This is a genomic window from Kribbella catacumbae DSM 19601 (assembly GCF_000372465.1).
In the GTDB taxonomy this organism is placed as follows: domain Bacteria; phylum Actinomycetota; class Actinomycetes; order Propionibacteriales; family Kribbellaceae; genus Kribbella; species Kribbella catacumbae.
This window is the reverse complement of record NZ_AQUZ01000012.1, coordinates 116,700-135,386: the sequence shown is the minus strand read 5'-3', so window position 1 is coordinate 135,386 and position 18,687 is coordinate 116,700. Positions and strand designations below refer to the sequence as shown.

Genomic DNA, 18,687 nt, shown 5'->3' with positions numbered 1-18,687 from the left:
AGTGAACTGAACGTACAGTTCACCTTAGTTCGCCAGACAAGTCAGTTGAGGTTGAGCGTGGTCGCCGCAGTGGTGGAGGCGGCGGCGCCGTACGCCGAGGCGAGGCGGGTCAAGAAGGCTGGGCGGTCGAGGGTGTACTCCTGGGTGCCGACCGTCTCGAGGACCGTCGTCGCCAGGGTGCAGCCGACCTGGGCGGCGGCTTCGTGGTCGAGGCCGGCGGCGCGGCCGGTCAGGTAGCCCGCGCGGAAGGCATCGCCGCCGCCGGTCGGGTCGACCAGGGCGGAGGTCGGGACGGCCGGGACCTTGGCGAGGATGCCGCCGGCGTTCTCGATCACGACTCCGTCGCCGCCGTGGGTCGTCACCCGGACGCCCACCCGGGACAAGATCTCGTCGTGGCTCCACCCGGTCTTCTGGACCATCAGGCCGGACTCGTACTCGTTGCTGAACAGGTACGTCGCCCCGTCGATCAGCTCGCGGATCTGCTCGCCGTCCATCCGCGCCAGCTGCTGCGACGGATCAGCGGCGATGTCGATCCCGTTGGCCTTGGCCAGGGTGGTGTGCCGCAGCATGCCGTCCGGGTCGTCCGCACCGATCAGCACCAGGTCGATCCCGCCGGTCGTCCCATGGATCGCGCCGAGGTCCAGCTCGCGGGCCTCAGCCATCGCGCCGGTGTAGAACGACGCGATCTGGTTGGCATCGAGATCCGTCGTACAGGTGAAGCGGGCCGTATGCACGTTCTCGCAGATCCGGACCTGGGAGATGTCGACGCCGGCGGCAACCAGCGCGGCGCCGTACTCCGCGAAGTCGGATCCGACCGAGCCGACGAGCAGCGACGGCTGGCCCAGCTGCGCCATCCCGTAGCAGATGTTGGCGCCGACCCCGCCGCGGTGCACGACCAGTTCGTCCACCAGGAACGACAGCGAGACCTTGTGCATCTGCTCTTCGAGGAACTGGTCCTTGAAGCGTCCGGGGAAGGTCATCAGGATGTCGGTCGCGATCGATCCAGCGACGGCGATGCGCATACGGAGGTCTCCTCGGAGGGGTGGGTGTCGAGCTGCTGGACAACCCGTAGAGACTACAGGCGAGACAACGACGACGACTTCAGGATGGCGGTTTCGATGGGTAATCAGGTTCTGGTCACCGATGAGCTGCACGACTACATGGTCGCGCACGGGATGCCGCTGGACGAGGTCGCGAGCGACCTGGTCGCCGAGACCCGGGCACTGGGTGGAATCTCGGAGATGCTGACCACCGCCGACCAGGCTGCGCTGCTGACCACGCTGACCCGGCTGGTGTCGGCGCGCCGCGCGGTCGAGATCGGCACCTTCACCGGCTTCTCGGCGCTGGCGATCTCCCGCGGGCTGCCGGCCGACGGCGAGCTGATCTGCCTCGACGTGAGCGACGAGTGGACCTCGATCGGGCGCCGGTACTGGCAGCGGGCCGGTGTCGCGGACAAGATCGACCTGCGGATCGGCGACGCGCACGAGTCGGCGGCCAAGCTCGAGGGCGAGTTCGACCTGGCCTTCGTGGACGCGGAGAAGTCCGGCTACATCGACTACTTCGAGCAGCTCGTACCGAAGATCAAGCCGAACGGCCTGCTGCTGTTCGACAACACGCTGGCCGGCGGCCGGGTGGTCGGCGAGCACGAGCAGGACCCGGTCGACCGCAAGGAGTTCAACGCGCACATCGCCGCGGACGAGCGCGTCGACGTGGTCATCCTCGGCATCGGCGACGGGCTGACCCTGGTCCGGAAGCGGTGACGAAGGCCGTACCCCGGCTGGCCGTGAAGGGCCTGCGGCACCTGTACGCCGAGCGCCCGGTGATCGAGGACCTCACCTTCACCCTGCGGGCCGGCCGGGCGATCGCCCTGGTCGGCCCGAACGGCGCAGGCAAGACCACGGTGCTGAAGTGCATCGTGGGGTCCGCGGAGCCGGCCGCCGGCGAGATCCTGCTGGACGGCGCGCCGATCGACGAGCGCGCCGAGACGGTACGCCGCGACGTGGCCTCGCTGCTCGACGACCTCGACTTCTTCCCGGACCTGACCGTCGCCGAGCATCTGGACCTGCTCGCCCGTGCCCACGGCAACCCGACACCGGAGGATCTGGTCGACACGGTGCTCGACTCCGTCGGCATGCTCGGTGCCGCGGATCAGCTCCCCGGTTCGTTGTCGTCGGGTCAGCGGCGGCGGCTCGCGCTGGCGACGGCGCTGGTCCGGCCGCGGAAACTGCTGGTGCTCGACGAGCCCGAGGCCCGGCTCGACGCCGCAGGTGTCGCCTGGCTGGCCGAGATGCTGGTCGCGGAGAAGAAGGCCGGTACGTCGATCCTGTTCGCCAGCCACGACGCGGCGCTGGTGGACGCCGTCGCCGACGAGACCGTCACCCTCACCCCGCTGTCATGAGTACCGCCGACGGCCCGGTCGTCTTCGACCCGGCGGACTTCGGCGCGATCCCGTCGTCGCGGGTGTTGCGTCGCTGGATGCGCAAGGTCCGGCGGGGTAAGGCGGATCGCACGTTCTGGCAGCAGTTCGAGGACATCTACCTGATCGTCTTCGCTGTCGCCATGCTCGGCGCGACCGGTGGCAACGTACTGCTGAACCTCAACGACAAGTCAGCAGCCTGTACGTCGGGCTCGTGCTCCTGGCTGCTCGACACGGTGCCGTACATCTTGGTGCCGTTGCTGGTCTCGACCATGCTCCGCGTGCTGCTGAGCATCGGACCCGTCTCGGCCTCCCGCGCCACCGCCTTCTGGCTACTGGCGACACCTGTGGACCGTGCCGCGCTACTGCGACCGTCGTACCGGCTGGTGGTCACTGCGGCCGCTGTGGTCGGTGCGGTGGCGGCAGCAGTCGGCTGGGCGCTCTTCGGCGCCGCCTGGTCGACTGTGGGCGAGGCGGCTCTGCTGACGACAGTGCTGCTGCTCTTCACGACCTGTGCCACGGTGTGGGCGCAGCAGACGGCGAAGCGCTCCCGCTGGGCGCTGTGGATCGCTGACGGCCTTCTGGTTGCTGCCGCGATCCCTGCTCTGCTCCTAGCCGTGCGCCAGGAGCCTCAGGCCGACGCTGCGACAAGAACCATGACCATCGCCGTCTACTCCTACGGCGACAAGCCCGAGACGTCCGCACTGGACGCACGGCTGCTGGTGCTCAGTGCGGTGGCGTTGATTGTCGCGGTGGTACTCGTAGTGCTTGCCGGACGCACTTTGGGCCGGCTCAGTCGCCAGACCGTGGTAGCTGGGGGAGACCTCCTGGCTGGGCTGGCCGGTGCTGCGATCACGCTGGATGTCAGCCTGCTCGCTGACGTCGTTGCCGGGCGTCACTGGCGGCTGCAGGGTCGCCTGAAGTCGCGCCGCGGCCGTGGCTCCAACGCGGTCGCCATGATCCACCGGGAATTCCTCCGCGTACTGCGCTGGCCCCGGCGGCTGGTGATCGCCTTCGCCCTCCTGGTCGTCCCGTACGCCGTCGCCGGCACCGGGTACGACGTACTGGTGCCCATCGCCGCCGGGCTGGCCGGGTTTGGAGCCGTTCGCCCGTTGATGGACGGGCTGCGGTCGGTATGCCGGTCCATTGGCCTAGTCCGAGCACTCGGCATGGAGCTCCGCGAGTTGCGCGTGATCATGTCCGTAGTACCGGGTGGGTTTGCAGTTGTGTGGGCTGCGCTGGCCGAGCCGGCGCTCGGGAGTCCGGCGGTGGCGTTTGCCGTCGCGGCCGGGATGCTGACGGGTGCGGTCCGGCAGGCCTCGGCCCGGCCGCCGTCGTACAGCGGGCCGCTTGTCGCATCCCCGATGGGCGCCATCCCGCCCGGGCTGTTCTCGACGCCGATGCGTGGCTTCGACCTGCTGCTGATCTGCCTGGCGCCGGTGCTCCTGGGCCTGAGCGACATGTGGGTGGTGATCGTGCCGTCGATCATCGGCATGATCCTCTTCGCCATCTCACCGAAACAAAACTGAGCGGTCAATCGCCTTTGCGGTCACTGGCGTACCACCTCGCTTTGCTCACTCGTGCGACAGCCACTTGCGCTCGATCTCCCGCGGTACGTCGACGTCGAAATGCCGGGCCAGCAGCAGCAACTGGCAGAACACATCCGCGAACTCGAGCTGGAAGGCGTCCCGGATCTCATCGGCGGACTTTCCCTTCGTCCGCGCCCGCCCGGTCACCTGCAGGTAGGCCTGCGTCAGCTCGCCGACCTCCTCCTGAAACTTCAGCAGAAACCAGTCCCCGTCCCGCTCGATCCCCAGATACTCCCCATACCTGGCCGACAACTTCTCCACCCGCTCGGACAACTCACTGATCTCCACGCCACCACCCAAGCACCTTCATCCGACAAACTGGTCAGATGGACACAGCGGTCGAGTGGTTGCTGGAGTCGGACGAGCCGGCGGTGCGCGGGATGGCACGCCGGGACTTGCTGGGGGAGCCGTTCGGTGAGGACGTACTGCGAGGCGCGAAGGTGGAGGCGTTGCTGGCGGCGCCTCCGGAGCGGCGTTCGTACCAGAAGTGGAAGGGTGCGCACTGGCGGATCGTGTCGCTGGTGGAGCTCGAGGTACCGGCGGGGGAGCCGCGAGCGGTTGCTGCGGCAGAACAGGTGCTGAAGGACCTGATGGCGTCGTTGCGCTACAAGGTGCCGGTCATAGAGGGGCTGGCGCGTCGGTGCGCGTCGATCGAGGGTAATGCGTTGGCTGCTTGTTCCCGGCTGGGGCTAGCAGAGGATCCGCGCGTACAGAGGCTGGCGGAGGGGCTGCTGGAGTGGCAGTGGCCCGACGGCGGCTGGAACTGCGACAGGAACCCTGCTGCTCACCGGTCATCGTTCCACGAGACCCATGCGGCCGCCTGGGGTCTGCACGAGTACAGCCGGGTTACCGGCGACACGGCGGCGCGCGACGCCGCAGTACGGGCTGGGGAGTTGTTCCTGGAGCACCGGGTGTTCCGGAGTCTTGGTACGGGCGAGGTGATCAACAAGCGATGGCTGCAGCCGAGCTACCCGCCGTACTGGCACTACGACATTCTTCAAGCCCTGTTGGTGTTGTCGCGGCTCGGTCTGATCAAGGACGGGCGAGCGGGCAACGCGTTGGACGAGTTGGAGCGGCGGCGGCAACCGGACGGTCGTTGGCACACCAGGCTGCAGTGGTGGCGTCCTGCTGGTGGCTCCCTGGCCCAGGAGGTCGTGGACTGGGGGCGTGCCGGGCCGAACGAGATGGTTACCCTCAACGCCCTGCGGACCTTGACAGCAGCAGGGCGTTGAGGGAAAGGGCCTGGTCGAAGGGCAGATCTCGGCCAGGCCCTTGATCGGATCCCCTAGGGGAAGTTCACGACCGTGGCTTCGTTGCTGGTCGAGTTCGAAGGGCCGCCGGTGTTGTTGATGACGTGGGCGATCGTTCCGCGACCGCCGAGGGAGACGGTGATCATGTTGTGGAACTTCACGCCCGGTTTGACCGGTGCTTCGAACGCCCGCTCGGCCACGATGCTCGCATCCGAGGTGAAGACGCAGTAGCTGCCCAGCCCCCACGCCTCATGGGTGGTGACGGAGTCCGCGACCTTGTACGCCGCATAGCCGCGGGTCGAGCCGTTCATCCAGGCAGCCTGGTTCGGCGGGTCGTACGGCAGCTCGTTCTGGTAGAAGTACGTCCGCCCGCCGTTCCCGTTCCAGATCGTCTGGTACTTCTGGTAATGCTCGACGAACAACCCGTACGCCGTAACGTCGTTGCCGTTGACAACCAACCCGGTCGCCGCCGTGTTCACGTTCCAGCCGACGCCGTCGCGATGGTCACCCCGCCACAGCCAGACGTGGTCGAGGATCACGTTGTTGCTGTTGATCCGCAACGTCTCGGTCGCCTTGCCGACGGCCGAACCGCCGATCCGGTAGTAGACGTCGTGCAGCGAGGTCGGGTTCGCCGAGTGGTTGGCCGACGAGCCGGCCGGACCGATCTCCATCAGCAGGGCTGAGTTGGTCGGTGCCGCATCGATCAGCAGACCGGCGAGCTTGACGCCGTCGACGTCGGAGACCGTGATCGACTGGTTTCCGTTGGTCGGCATCAGGGTCGCCAGGCCGAGACCGAGGACGACGGTGTTCGGCCGGGTGATCCGCAGCGTGTCGCTGAGCTTGAAGACGCCTGGCGTGAACAGCAGGTTCTTGCCGGCGGCAAGCTGTGCATTGAGAGTCGCCGCGGTCACGCCCGGCTTGGCGATGTAGAACTGATCGATCGGCAGCGACTCACCGGCCGGGTTGCCGTTCGTCCAGCCCGGGCCGGCCGAGTTCGACTTGAGTGCCGGGACGAACACCTTGTAGTTGCCTGCAGCATCGATGTACAGATAGGGCTTCTCCCGGATGATCGGGGTCTGCGCGATCTTCGTGTACCCCGGATCCGGGAAGCCGCCGGCGGGTGCGTTCTGCGCGCCGACGAAGACATGGTTCCAGTTCTGGCCGGTCCAGCTGCCCCAGTTGGTGTTCCGCGACAGCCACTGCTGCTGGCTGCCCGACCGGACCTGGCCGTCGACGAGCGTGTCGGCCATGAAGCCACCGCTGGCCCAGCCGCCGTCGTCCAGGGCGAGATTGCCCTTCAGGTGCATCCGCCGGTACGCCGATGCCTGGCTGACGGCCCAGCGGTCGAGTCCACCCGGCGGATTGACGGTCAGGCCTTCGGCGCCACGCCAGAAGTTGTGCGTCGCGTTCTGCGGCGGGAACCAGTCGGCCTCGACATGGACGGCGCCGTTGATCGTCACGCTGGACGGCGTCAGGCCGAGCCCCGCGACCTGGGTGAAGAAGCCGACGTTGGCGCTCACGTTGTAGGTGCCCGGCTTGAAGAGCAGCGCGTACCGCTGTTCGCCGTACTGGTTGGTCTCCTGCTGGCTGAAGACCGAGTTGAGCTTGTTCTGGATGGTGCTCTGCGGCATCGACGGGTCGAAGATCGACACGTTCGGGCCGAGGTCGGGCTGACCCGCCGGCGGGTCGGTCGGGGGAGTGCCGTCCACAGGGAGAATCCTGAACGATTGGGCAGCGGTCCCGTTGCAGGTGTACTGCTGCAACTGGAGACCGTCAGCGGTCGAGGCGCCCGGTACGTCGAGGCACTTGCCGCTGTTGCGGTTGACAAGGTGGTAGGCGCCGTCGGCTTCCTCGACCGGCCGCCATTGCTGGTTGTTGCCGTTGCCGTAGGCCCACAACTGGATCGGGGCGCTGTCGGCGGTGGAGACGTTCGTGACGTCGAGGGCCTGGGCCGCGTTGTTCAGCGCGTTGATCCGGACATGGCCGTCGCTGGTCGGCTGGAACTGCCACTGCTGCGCGGTGCTGCTGTTGCAGCTCTGCTGCTGGACAGCCGTCCCGTTGACGGTCGCGGCAGCGCGCGCATCGACGCACTTGGCGCTGAACTTGTTGACCACGGTGTTCCACCCGGTCGGCGAGATCGCCGCGCTGGCATCGGACGAGTAGGTCACCGTCAGCCCTGTCGCGACTATCGCGGCCACCAAGGCCACGGCGATCGCCGCGAACCGGCGAGTTCGCGGCGGTGGGCGGAGTGGGGCGCCTCCTGGAGTCATCTGACTCTCCTCTGAAATTATGGGGCGGGAATGCGCATTCGCAGCGGCGCTCCCCAAGGAAAGCTAACTTCCCTACTTAATTCAAGAGTCAGACTAAGTCAGCCCAGGTTTCGGAACCGCTTCCGGTACTCCGCAACGCAACGCGGCGCCCCCGGTGTCGACCGGAGGCGCCGTTGCGTTGCTGAGGTGGTGTCTACTTCTCGGGCTGGGGCGTGGGCTCGGGGTTGGCGGGCTCCTCCAGGTCGACCGGCTGCTCGGGCGTCCCGGGCTCCTCGGGGGCGCCTGGCTCTTCGGGGATGCCGGGCTCCTCCGGAGTACCGGGTTCCTCCGGAGTACCGGGCTCTTCGGGGGTGGCCGGCTCTTCGGGCAGCGGTGGGAAGGGGATCGGGTCCTCGTCCGGGAGGGGCGGTTCCGTGGGGTCGACCGGGTCGACTGGATCATTCGGGTCGATCGGGTCGCTCGGCTCCTGGCCGGGCCTTGGCTGGGTGGCCCAGACGGCTGCGGCGGCGCGGGCCGCGTCGGCGGCGTCGGTCTGCCGCTCGAAGTTTTTCATGTCGGTGGTGTACGCCTTGGCCACCTGTACCAGTTGGCGCGACAGCATCTTGTGCACCCACAGCGCGTACGCCTTGTTGCGGGCCTCGATGAAGTTCTTCAGTTCCTGCATCTGGGCGGGAGTCATATCGTCCTCCGGTGAGCTGTTCGGGGTGAAGTCCCCACGGGCGATCGCGGCGCGGGCGGCGGGTCCTGGGCAGTCGGTGCCCCCCGGGCGGATCGCCGAGTGCGGCACGATCCTGGTGCCGCCCGGGAACGACCGGCGGAAGTCGGCGACGACCCCGCGGACCGTCGCCTTCATCGCGCTGGTCGGCTGTTCGCCGGTGACGAGCACGAGCAGGATCGCGCCGTACTGCTGGTTGAGGGTCAGGGAGCCGTTGGCGCCGGACTGGGTGCGCAGGCCGCGCAGCGTCCAGGCCCGGCCGGCCTGGTCGACGGCGACCTGGTAGGCGATGTCGGACCAGCCGCGGTCGTCCATGTGGAACGCCTGCCAGCCGCGCAACGCGGACGCGACCGCGGTCCGGGTGTGGATCGGGCGGGTTGATCCGGTACCGGGCCAGTGGATCGCGACCCCACGGACCCTCGAGGCGAGCAGCCGGCCAGGGCCGGAACTCGGCGCTCGCGCACCCCACGCGGAACGGGGTAAGTAGTCGACCATCGGGACTCCTTGCATTTGGCGGTGCGAGTCCCACCCTCCGGCGACAGGGAGTGGCGGTTCCCCTACTTTCGGTGATTTCCACCCTAGCCCACGATTCAAACCCACCAAACCCGGATCAGCCCGCGAAGCCCCACAGAACCTACCCACCCACAACGCATCCAGTCGAGCGATTCTGCCCCTTCGTGTCCGCGCCGGTGTTGACCGTCACCCTTTCGGCCCCAACCCTGATGGGGGAGGACCTGTCATGGACCGAAGAGTTGTTGAGGCAGTGGCCGTCGTGCTCCTTGCCTTGGGCGCCTGTACTGCGTGCGCTGGTTCCGCGAGCGAGGACGTTTGCGGAGTGACGACCCCTGCGGGCCCGGCCATGTCGGAGGAAGAAGCGAACGAACGCTGCTGACTTCTCAACTCGCGTTCGGTGTGTTGGTGAGCAGGGGTAGCAGTTGGTCGCCGACGCGGATGATCTCTTCGCGGTACGGGGTGTCGCTGAGGATGAAGTGGGTGATGCCCAGGTCCTGGTATTTGCGGAGGGCCTTGGCGACGTCTTGGGCGGAGCCGACGAGCCAGGTGGTGCCGGCGCCTCCGCCGCCGTACTTGCCGGGGGCGGTGTAGAGGATGTCGTCGAGGACGTCGCCTCGATCGGCCAGCTCCAGCAGGCGTTGCTGGCCGACCGCCTTGAAGCGCCGCTCGTCGCGGAAGTAGTCCACCTCGGACATCTTGGCGACCTTGGCCTCCGCGTCCGCCCACGCCTGGTCGGTGGTGTCGCGGATCAGCGTGGTGATGCGGAGGCCGAACTCGAGTGGCGCGTGCTCGCGACCCAGTTCGGATTGCAGCGCCTTCAGGCGGTCGATGCGCTCGGCGATGCCGTCCAACGGCTCACCCCAGAAGAGCTGTACGTCGGCGTCGGTGGCGGAGACTCGCTCGGCGGCGGGCGAGGCGCCCCCGAAGTACAGGCGTGGGTGTGGCCGGCCCTCGCGGACGACCGGGCGGGTGGCGACGGTCGACCCGCTCACCGAGAAGTGTTCGCCGGTGAAGGTGACGTCCTCCTCGGTCCAGAGGCGTCGTACCAGCTGCAGGAACTCCTTGGTGCGCGCGTACCGCTGGGCCTGATCGCCCTCGCTGTCGCCGTACGCCGCGAGGTTGTCCTGACCCGACACGATGTTGACCAGCAACCGCCCACCGGACAGCTGGTCCAACGTCGTCGACGCCGACGCGAAATGCGCGGGATGCCAGTACCCCGGCCGGATCGCGACCAGCGGCTGGAAGGTCGTAGTACGGGCAGCGAGCGCGGTCGCCACCGTCAAGGTGTCAGGCCGCCCCCACCCGGTACCAAGCAACGCGCCACCCCACCCATGCCGCTCGGCGAGCAAGGCCAGCTCCGTCAGTCGATCCAAGCTGTTGTGATCCTGTACTGCGTCGTCACCCCGATGCCCGGGCTCGACCTGATTGGGGATGTACCAAAGCGTCTCGAGGCTCATACCCAGTAAATCTATTCCAATGAACTTACTAGACATACGCCGTCTCGCCAGCCGGAAAGCAACGAGCCCCATCCGCAGTGCTGCGGATGGGGCTCGGAGCTTGAGAACTCAGACGTCGTAGTAGAGCTCGAACTCGTGCGGGTGGGGGCGGAGCTGGATCGGGGCGATCTCGTTCTCGCGCTTGAAGTCGATCCAGGTCTCGATCAGGTCGCCGGTGAAGACGTCACCCTCGAGCAGGAAGTCGTGGTCGGCCTCGAGCGAGTCGATCACGGCCGGCAGCGAGGTGGGGACCTGGTTGACCGACGCGTGCTCCTCCGGCGGCAGCTCGTACAGGTCCTTGTCGATCGGGTCCGCGGGCTCGATCTTGTTGCGGATGCCGTCCAGGCCGGCCAGCAGCTGGGCCGAGAAGGCCAGGTACGGGTTCGAGGACGGGTCGGGGCAGCGGAACTCGATCCGCTTGGCCTTCGGGTTCGAGCCGGTGATCGGGATCCGGATGCAGGCCGAGCGGTTGCGCTGGGAGTAGACCAGGTTGACCGGCGCCTCGAAGCCCGGCACCAGGCGGTGGTACGAGTTCACCGTCGGGTTGGTGAAGGCGAGCAGCGACGGGGCGTGCTTCAGGATGCCGCCGATGTACCAGCGGGCGATGTCCGACAGGCCGCCGTACCCGGACTCGTCGTAGAACAGCGGGTCACCGTTGCTCCACAGCGACTGGTGGCAGTGCATGCCCGAGCCGTTGTCGCCGAAGATCGGCTTCGGCATGAAGGTCGCGGTCTTGCCGGCCTCCCAGGCGGTGTTCTTGACGATGTACTTGAACTTCATCAGGTCGTCGGCCGCGGTGAGCAGGGTGTCGAAGCGGTAGTTGATCTCCGCCTGGCCCGCGGTGCCGACCTCGTGGTGGGCGCGCTCGACGGTCAGGCCGCTGAGCTCGAGGTGCTTGGTGATGTCGTTGCGCAGGTCGGCGAAGTGGTCGACCGGCGGCGCGGGGAAGTAGCCACCCTTGTAGCGGACCTTGTAGCCACGGTTGCCACCCTCCTCGACGCGGCCGGTGTTCCAGGCGCCGGCGACGGAGTCGATGTGGTAGTAGCTCTCGTTCTGCTTGGTTTCGAACCGCACGTCGTCGAAGACATAGAACTCGGCCTCGGGCGCGAAGAAGGCGGTGTCGGCGATGCCGGTCGACTTCAGGTACTCCTGCGCCTTGCGGGCGATGTTGCGCGGGTCGCGGCTGTAGGCCTCGCCGGTCAGCGGGTCGTGCACGAAGAAGTTGACGATCAGCGTCTTGTCCCGGCGGAACGGGTCGAGGTACGCCGTGGTCGGGTCGGGCAGCAGCGACATGTCCGACTCGTGGATCTGCTGGAAGCCACGGATCGACGAGCCGTCGAACTGCAGGCCGTCCTCGAAGACCTCGGGACCGAATGACGACACCGGGACGGTGAAGTGCTGCATGATGCCCGGAAGGTCGCAGAATCGGACATCGATGAACGCTACGCCCTCGTCCTTGACGTAGGCGAGCAGCTCCTCAGCGCTGGAAAACATACACACTCCTCGGGGTGGCTCAGAGATTGTTCTGAACGTAGGCCCTGCCGATTACTCGGCCGTGACCCCAATGTTTCGCGGATGTTACGCCCAGCGTGTCCGCGCTGACCCACTGGTATGGGCGGGCAGGGCAGTGAGAGCCCGGGCCGCCTCGGTAGCCTCGTCATCATGGCATCATCTGCGCAATCCGGGGCGGGACCCACCGAGGAGTACCGATATCCGGGCAATCGCCTCGGTCTGCCCGAGGCCGGACCGGGCTCAGTGGCCGGCTGGGGCCGCCGCTTCGTCGCACTCTTCGTCGACTGGCTGATCGCGGGCCTGATCGCCTCCGCGGTGGTCGGCAAGCCGATCTGGGCCGGCGGCAATGACTTCAACACCGCCCAGCTGGTCATCTTCTTCGCCATGTCAGCAATCCTGACCGGCCTGGCCGGAGCGACCATCGGCCACCGGCTGCTGGGCATGCGGGTGATCCGCACGAAAGGCGGCGGGGTCGGCTACGCGGCCCAGGTCGGCCTCCTGGGCGGCGCGATCCGCACCTTCCTGGTCTGCCTGGTGCTACCCGCAGTCATCTTCGACAAAGACCACCGCGGGTTGCACGACCTAGCCGCCCACACCATCGTCGTACGCCGCTGACTAGGTGGTCACCGGCACCGTGACGTCGATCGGCCGTTTGACGTCGCCGATGATGAAGATCGGCGAGATCGGTGGCAGCGCGAAGAGACGGACGGGTGGGCCGAGATTGAACGAGACGTAGGCCTCGAAGGCCGGGAAGCCGTCCACCGAGCCGCGGAAGCGGAAGGTCCGCGCGTCCCGGTCGATCTGCAGGACGCCGACGAGGTCGATGTCCGGCCCGGCCGCCAGCAGCGGCAGGCTGGCCGCGGCCTCATAGTCCAGCTGGACGAATCGGAGGCTGGGCGAGTCGACGATCACACCACCCTCCGGATCGACAGAGGAGTTCCCACGCAGCCGCAGGAACCGGAGCCGGTCGATCGGCGCCGTCGCGCTGCGGATGATCTGCCCGGTGCCGTCCAGCTCGTGACTCTCGCCGCACTTGTGGTCGACCGCTTGGAGCTGTGGCGTGCCGGTCTCCAGGTTGGTGATCTCGACCAGAGAGTGGATCCGCGCCGGGGCGTCGACGGCCTGGCTGAAGCCGCGGTTGTCGCCGAGGAAGAAGCGGTTGAACGGGACGTCCGGGATCACGATCATCGAGCGATCACCCGGCCCCGGCGCCGGGACGACGAACGGCGTCATTCCGGGATCGGGGATGAAGCCGTTGATCCAGAAGGTGACGACGTGCAGCTCGGGAGCGGGCGCCGGCCCCGGTCCTGGATCCACGCCCGCCTGGAGCTGGTCGAGCCTGGTCACCGTCTGTGGGCCGACGTCCTTGATGATCTGATCGGCGGGAACCTGCAGCTCCTCGGCCTTGAACCGGCCGACCGCGTCGGCGCTCTCCGGCCCGAAGTCCCCGTCCGCGCCGTGCACCGGCAGACAGTCCGGATCCCAGCCGAGCAGTGCCGTCTGGATCTTGCGCACGGCCGGATCGTTGCGGTGGCGGCTGACCGAGATCCGCGCCCGCTGCCCATCCGGCTCCACCCGATCGGCAGCGATGTCCTCCAGTAGCAGGTCGCCGGCAAACAAGACAGAAGTCAGCATGGCAGTTCCCTCTCGGAAGTAGTGGCGCTCACGGCTGCCTCGTGTCGATGACCTCGAGCGAGGCGGCGCGGTTGTTCCATTCGGCCGGCAGTTCGAGCGTGTCGGCGAGGAAGTCGGTGGTGTTGCCGGTGCAGCCGGGGGAGTCCCAGAGCCGGACGATCATGCCGCGCGGGATCAGGAGTGCGCTGAGCGTCGCGGCGCCGAGCGAGGTGGCGTTCAGGTCGTCGTACCGGCCTGGTTTCAGGACCAGCCAGCGGCCCCAGAGAAAGTCGAGGGCGACGATGTGGTCGACCACCGGCGGCGGTTCGTCGGCGCGATAGACCACCAGGGACGAGACCTGGTCGTTCCAGTCCATCGAGACGGCGGGGACGTCGGCGGTGAAGTCGATGAACTGACCTTGGAACCAGGCGTGCGCGTAGGCGCGCACCGCCAGACCCTCCGGTACCTTGATCGAGCTGAGCTGGTCGTTGCCGATCAGCAGCTGGTTCTTGGCATCGTCGTACCAGCCGGGAGCCAGCTTCTGCGAGCGTGCGGGGATGCCCTGCCACGGTTCCGTGCTGAAGTCGGAGTGGTTGAACACCTCGACCTGGGCGGAGGAGTGCAGGTTCCGCTGCGGCAACGCGAGTCCGTCCGGCAGAGCGAGCGGGAAGAAGTCCGCGGCCGAGATGCTGTCGACCACCTCCGACGTGTGCTGGTCCAGCCGGTTCAGCGTGTCGGTGATCTCGCTGCTCCATCGCGTCAGGACCGACGAGGCCGGTGGGACGAGGAAGTACTCGGGATGCAGCAGCACCATCTCGATGTCGTTGCGCAGGGTGTTCAGCTGCAGTCGCTTCTTCAGGCAGTCCTCCAGCACGTCCTGCTGGCGCCGGATGTCGAACCAGTTCGGCTCGGCCGGGAAGATCAGCGTGTCGTAGGAAGCGGCCTGCACGGAGTACGCCTTCGGGTTCTCCTGTACTGCGGACGCGAAGGTCTTCAGCCGGTTCATCACCTCCTCGACGGTGCCGGTGTAGGAGATCTGCGCCCCGCTGCCACCCCGCTGATAGGTGGAGACCCTGATCTCGGACGTCTCCCGCAGCTTGGACACAGTGCTCTGGATCTCGGTGGACACCGATCCGCCGGCGGCGATGCCGTCGAAGCTGGCCTTCAGCGCGATGCCGAGTTCGCGCTGGTCGGCCTGCGACTCGTTGGTGATGGACAAGACGGCGATGTATTCGCCACCGCTCTTGACACCCCGGATGAACAGGTCGCCGTACCGCTTGCGGAACAACTCGGTCTTGCCGTCGCGGACCAGGTCCTGGGCGTCCTGGGTCGGATTCGGATTCTGGACCCGCTGGAACGCGTTCTGGATATCCGCCCGGGCGACCAGAAAGGTCGAGCTCGAGTTGAACCGGGATTCCTCGGCGAAGGTGAATTTGCCTTCGGCGCTGAAAAGCCCGTACCGGCCTTCCGCGGACACATTCACGCCGAGTGAGCTGTACATCTGCTCGCTGGAGTTCACCAGCGACGTGTCGAACCGGCCTTCCATCCCCTCGTCGGCCGCCGATGCCGCCGAGGTGTCGAAGATGATCGCCGGTAAAGTCCCCACCGCGCCGGTCAGGTCGTTGATGCCGACGCCGAGCGCCATTCCGTCCCGAAACGGAATGGTACGTTCCTGATCTGCCATTTCCCCAGCCCCCCTGAAATCTCGTCGAACGAGATTCCAGCGTGCGGGGTGATTCAGCAGGCGGTCAATGGGCGACTTTTCCTAAGCCTGCTTTAAGACTGGCCTAAGGAAAGCGGTCATCCTAGCGCTTGGTGAGCAGCAGTTGGACGTCGTCCAGGTAGCCGGCGCGGAAGCCGGCTTCGGAGTACGCGAGGTAGAACTCCCACATGCGACGGAAGGTTGGGTCGAAGCCCAGGTCGGCGATGGCGGGCCAGCGGTCGATGAAGCGGTTGCGCCAGATTCGCAGGGTCCGGGCGTAGTCGGGGCCGAGGTGGCGGAGCACGTCCGCCTGCAGGCCGGTGTGCTGTGCGGTGACCTGCTGGATCACGTCCACCGACGGGATGAGGCCGCCCGGGAAGATGTACTTCTGCACCCAGGTGAACGTGTTCCGGGTGGCCAGCATGCGCTCGTGCGGCATCACGATCGCCTGGACGACGGCCTTGCCGCCGGGCGCGAGCCGCCGTTCGATCGCGTCGAAGTACACGGGCCAGTACCTCTCGCCGACCGCCTCGATCATCTCCACGCTGAGGACCGCGTCGAAGACGCCGATCTGATCGCGGTAGTCACGCAGCGCGACCTGGACGCGATCGCTCACGCCGGCATCGGCGATCCGGCGCTGGGCGAGCAACGCCTGCTGCGACGCGATCGTGATGGCCGTCACCCAGGCGCCCCGCTGAGCCGCGCGGATCGCCAGGCTGGCCCAGCCGCACCCGATGTCGAGCACCCGCGAGCCGGCCCGTACGCCGGCCGCGTCGAGGATCGCGTCGAGCTTGCGCAACTGGGCGTTCGACAGTTCCTCGTACGTCGCCGTCGCGAGGTCGGACTCGGGTTGCTGGTCGAACAGCGCCGCCGAGTAGGTCAGCGACGGGTCGAGGAACTCCGAGAACATCGCGTTGCTCAGGTCGTAGTGGCGGCTCACGTTCTCACGAGCGCCGGCCCGGTCGTTCTCCTGGTCGGACGGCTGCGAGCGCGTCACCAGCCAGCGCAGCGACTGCGCCCACTTCGGCAGCAGATGCCGGTCCTGGTCGGAGCTGAACCGCTCCGCGAACGGCACCAGCAGATCGGCCAGGTCGGTCCCCGGCTCCGGATCCCAGTCGCCGGCCAGGTAGGCCTCGCCGAAGCCGGAGCCCGCGTCGTTGCCGAGCCGGTCCAGGAACGGGCCCGTGCGGTGCACCAGCATCGCCGGACCGCCCTGGCCGTACCGGCGGTTGTCCAGCGAGATCGTGGCAGGCAGATCCCGCGCGATGAAGCGCAGCGCGGTGAGCGCGCCGGCCCGGCGTACCGGATTGGAGCGTGGTGGCGCCAGGGAGGGCCACGTCTCCACCGCCGGTTCGTGCACCGCGGGATATAGATCGGTCATCTGTCTACCTCAGGTTTCATCCGTTCCTGGTCGCACCCTAAGGCCGGACGATGACCAGCGGGCGCGACACGAGGAACGGCATTGCTAGGTGGCGGGCTCGGCGGCTCGCTGGCCGAAGACGAGCAGGTTGCCGTCGGGGTCCTCGGCACGCGCTATCCGCTCGCCCCACGGTTGATCGGTCGCTTCCTCGGTGATCCGTCCACCCGAGGCCCGGACGCGCTCGACCGTGGCGTCACAGTCGTCGACGTACAGCCACAGCGAGATCGCCGGCGTCCCCGGGGCAGGCTGGTACTCCGGGTCGTGGCCGAGCCCCAGCGCGGCCGTGCCGAAGCGCAGACTGACGTACGCCGGTGCGCCCTGCGGCGGGAACTGGTAAACCCGTTCCCCGCCGAGCACGTCGGTGTAGAACGGCAGCAGCCGCTCCAGATCAGCACTGGTCACGATAGGGAAAACGTCGTCAACCACCATTGCGTTACCTCCTCGCTCGAAAAAGGATGTTTCTCACCCTGATTGACGAACGAGGATCGAGCCGATCGACGCGGTTCAGCGGCCCTTCATGGCCTGCCGGGCGCCCTTCATGCTGGTCGGCACCGGACCCTTGGGCATCGGCACCTGCGGCCGGACGGCGTCCAGCGCCTTCAGCCGCTGGAGCAGGTCGGTGATCTCCGACGGCTGCAGCGCCTGCGGAAGCTTCATCACGTGCTTGGTCAGCTTGCGGATGTCGATCTCGCCCTCGCCGGTACCGGCGACGATCTGGATCACCGGCGCGCCACCGGCGACCCGGTTGTGCTTCTTGCCCTCGGCGGCGAGCAGGTTCTTCACCCGGCTCGCCTGGCCCTCACCGACGAGCACGATGCCCGGCCGGCCGACGACCCGGTGCACGATGTCGGCGTTCTTGGTGACCGCGACGGCGGGCGTCACGTTCCAGCCGCGGCGCAGCGTCTGCAGCGCCGAGGCGGCCGCACCGGCCTGGCCCTCGATCTGGCTGTACGCCGCCTTCTCGACCCGGCGGCCGAAGATGATCGTCGCGGCCAGGAAGCCGAGCGCGACGCCCAGCGGGATCCAGACCATCAGCGGGCCGACGAACCACCCGAGGGCGAAAAAGATCGCGACCACGCCGAGGAAGATCCCGGCCAGGATCAGCCCGATCCGCGGGTCGGACTTCTTGGTCAGCTGGTACGCCGACCGGATCTGCTTGAGCCGGCTGGTCTTCTCGGCGGGCGCGTCGTTCTTGGCCATCTCTACCTTTGTCCGTTTTTGAGCGAGGTCCTAAGCATCCTGGGTCGCGGAGGTCATCCGCGACTCCACAGCCTGACGGTACAGCCGACCGGCCCGGTACGACGAACGCACGAGTGGCCCGGACATGACTCCGGCGAAGCCGATCTCCTCGGCCTCCTCCTTCATCTCGACGAACTCTTCCGGTCGCACCCAGCGCTCGACCGGGTGGTGCCGCACCGACGGGCGCAGGTACTGGGTGATGGTGATGATCTCGCAGCCGGCGCCGTGCAGGTCGGCCAGCGCCTGGCTGACCTCCTCGCGCGTCTCGCCCATGCCGAGGATCAGGTTGGACTTGGTGACCAGTCCGTAGTCGCGGGCCTGGGTGATCACGTCGAGCGAGCGCTCGTAGCGGAAGCCGGGCCGGATCCGGCGGAAGATCCGCGGCACCGTCTCGACGTTGTGCGCGAACACCTCGGGGCGGGACGAGAACACCTCGGCCAGCTGCTCCGGTACGGCGTTGAAGTCCGGCGCGAGCATCTCGACTCCGGTACCGGGGTTCAGCGCGTGGATCTGGCGGATCGTCTCGGCGTACAGCCAGGCGCCGCCGTCTTCCAGGTCGTCGCGGGCGACACCCGTGACGGTGGCGTAGCGCAGGCCCATCTTGACGACGGACTCGGCGACGCGGCGGGGCTCGTCGCGGTCGAGGGCCTCCGGCTTGCCGGTGTCGATCTGGCAGAAGTCGCAGCGCCGGGTGCACTGGTCACCGCCGATGAGGAAGGTGGCCTCGCGGTCCTCCCAGCACTCGAAGATGTTGGGGCAGCCGGCTTCCTGACACACGGTGTGGAGCTCTTCGGATTTCACCAGCGCCTGCAGCTTCTGGTATTCCGGGCCCATCTTGGCGCGCGTCTTGATCCACTCGGGTTTGCGCTCGATCGGGGTCTCCGCGTTGCGCACTTCGAGTCTGAGTAGCTTCCGTCCTTCTGGGGCGATCGTCACGCCCACCAGAGTACG

At 67.5% G+C, this 18,687-nt stretch carries 17 protein-coding genes; 5 read left to right on the top strand and 12 right to left on the bottom strand.

The features are described 5' to 3' along the window. Window positions 1–41 precede the first annotated feature (41 nt). Window positions 42–1,022, bottom strand: coding sequence for a carbohydrate kinase family protein (locus A3ES_RS0115090; protein WP_020387669.1), 981 nt, complete (start codon window positions 1,020–1,022; stop codon window positions 42–44). A 96-nt stretch (window positions 1,023–1,118) separates the two neighbouring features. Between A3ES_RS0115090 and A3ES_RS0115085 the strand changes: the two genes are divergently transcribed. The 3 genes from A3ES_RS0115085 to A3ES_RS0115075 are packed head-to-tail and all read left to right on the top strand — an operon-like array spanning window position 1,119 to window position 3,945. After that, window positions 1,119–1,760, top strand: a complete 642-nt coding sequence (locus tag A3ES_RS0115085) for an O-methyltransferase (RefSeq protein WP_020387668.1) — start codon at window positions 1,119–1,121, stop codon at window positions 1,758–1,760. Beyond that, complete coding sequence (locus A3ES_RS0115080) at window positions 1,757–2,398, top strand: ABC transporter ATP-binding protein (protein ID WP_020387667.1); 642 nt, start codon at window positions 1,757–1,759, stop codon at window positions 2,396–2,398. Before A3ES_RS0115085 ends, A3ES_RS0115080 begins: the two co-directional genes overlap by 4 nt. Next, the gene (locus A3ES_RS0115075; protein WP_020387666.1) at window positions 2,395–3,945 is read left to right on the top strand and encodes a DUF6297 family protein; all 1,551 of its coding nucleotides are present in this window, start codon (window positions 2,395–2,397) and stop codon (window positions 3,943–3,945) included. Before A3ES_RS0115080 ends, A3ES_RS0115075 begins: the two co-directional genes overlap by 4 nt. A 45-nt stretch (window positions 3,946–3,990) precedes the next feature. Here the strand turns inward: A3ES_RS0115075 and A3ES_RS0115070 are convergent, their stop codons facing one another. Continuing rightward, entirely contained in the window at window positions 3,991–4,293 is a 303-nt protein-coding gene (locus tag A3ES_RS0115070) for a nucleoside triphosphate pyrophosphohydrolase family protein (RefSeq protein ID WP_020387665.1), read from the bottom strand. Window positions 4,294–4,331: 38 nt separating this feature from the next. Here A3ES_RS0115070 and A3ES_RS0115065 point away from each other — a divergent pair, with 38 nt between their 5' ends. Beyond that, window positions 4,332–5,237 carry a glycoside hydrolase family protein gene (locus A3ES_RS0115065; RefSeq protein ID WP_020387664.1) on the top strand — a complete coding sequence of 302 codons (906 nt, stop codon included), beginning with the start codon at window positions 4,332–4,334 and terminating at the stop codon, window positions 5,235–5,237. Window positions 5,238–5,290: 53 nt separating this feature from the next. Here A3ES_RS0115065 and A3ES_RS0115060 read toward each other — a convergent pair whose 3' ends face one another. The 4 genes from A3ES_RS0115060 to glnA all read right to left on the bottom strand — a co-directional run bounded on the left by A3ES_RS0115060 (window position 5,291) and on the right by glnA (window position 11,743). Next, window positions 5,291–7,525 carry an RICIN domain-containing protein gene (locus A3ES_RS0115060; protein ID WP_020387663.1) on the bottom strand — a complete coding sequence of 745 codons (2,235 nt, stop codon included), beginning with the start codon at window positions 7,523–7,525 and terminating at the stop codon, window positions 5,291–5,293. A gap of 193 nt (window positions 7,526–7,718) precedes the next feature. Further along, window positions 7,719–8,735 (bottom strand): peptidoglycan recognition protein family protein, encoded by a 1,017-nt coding sequence (locus A3ES_RS51255; RefSeq protein WP_020387662.1) that lies wholly within the window; start codon window positions 8,733–8,735, stop codon window positions 7,719–7,721. Between the two features lie 401 nt (window positions 8,736–9,136). Next, window positions 9,137–10,210 carry an LLM class flavin-dependent oxidoreductase gene (locus A3ES_RS0115050; protein WP_020387661.1) on the bottom strand — a complete coding sequence of 358 codons (1,074 nt, stop codon included), beginning with the start codon at window positions 10,208–10,210 and terminating at the stop codon, window positions 9,137–9,139. 108 nt (window positions 10,211–10,318) lie between these two features. Further along, the gene (glnA, locus tag A3ES_RS0115045; protein ID WP_020387660.1) at window positions 10,319–11,743 is read right to left on the bottom strand and encodes a type I glutamate--ammonia ligase; all 1,425 of its coding nucleotides are present in this window, start codon (window positions 11,741–11,743) and stop codon (window positions 10,319–10,321) included. A 168-nt stretch (window positions 11,744–11,911) separates the two neighbouring features. On the opposite strand from glnA, the gene A3ES_RS47225 reads away from it, so the two are divergent. After that, complete coding sequence (locus tag A3ES_RS47225; RefSeq protein ID WP_026162884.1) at window positions 11,912–12,376, top strand: RDD family protein; 465 nt, start codon at window positions 11,912–11,914, stop codon at window positions 12,374–12,376. Here A3ES_RS47225 and A3ES_RS0115035 read toward each other — a convergent pair whose 3' ends face one another. From A3ES_RS0115035 to lipA, 6 genes are all read right to left on the bottom strand, one after another. Continuing rightward, window positions 12,377–13,396: a peptidoglycan-binding domain-containing protein gene (locus A3ES_RS0115035; protein WP_020387658.1), complete on the bottom strand. Its 1,020-nt coding sequence runs from the start codon at window positions 13,394–13,396 to the stop codon at window positions 12,377–12,379. It abuts the gene before it with no gap. Window positions 13,397–13,424: 28 nt separating this feature from the next. Next, window positions 13,425–15,059, bottom strand: a complete 1,635-nt coding sequence (locus A3ES_RS0115030) for an MAC/perforin domain-containing protein (protein ID WP_157630524.1) — start codon at window positions 15,057–15,059, stop codon at window positions 13,425–13,427. Window positions 15,060–15,180: 121 nt separating this feature from the next. Further along, the gene (locus A3ES_RS0115025) at window positions 15,181–16,458 is read right to left on the bottom strand and encodes an SAM-dependent methyltransferase (protein ID WP_020387656.1); all 1,278 of its coding nucleotides are present in this window, start codon (window positions 16,456–16,458) and stop codon (window positions 15,181–15,183) included. 84 nt (window positions 16,459–16,542) lie between these two features. After that, window positions 16,543–16,926: a VOC family protein gene (locus A3ES_RS0115020; RefSeq protein WP_020387655.1), complete on the bottom strand. Its 384-nt coding sequence runs from the start codon at window positions 16,924–16,926 to the stop codon at window positions 16,543–16,545. Window positions 16,927–17,001: 75 nt separating this feature from the next. Further along, window positions 17,002–17,697, bottom strand: coding sequence for a DUF4191 domain-containing protein (locus A3ES_RS0115015; RefSeq protein ID WP_020387654.1), 696 nt, complete (start codon window positions 17,695–17,697; stop codon window positions 17,002–17,004). Between the two features lie 30 nt (window positions 17,698–17,727). Continuing rightward, window positions 17,728–18,672, bottom strand: coding sequence for a lipoyl synthase (lipA, locus tag A3ES_RS0115010; protein WP_026162883.1), 945 nt, complete (start codon window positions 18,670–18,672; stop codon window positions 17,728–17,730). Window positions 18,673–18,687 lie beyond the last annotated feature (15 nt).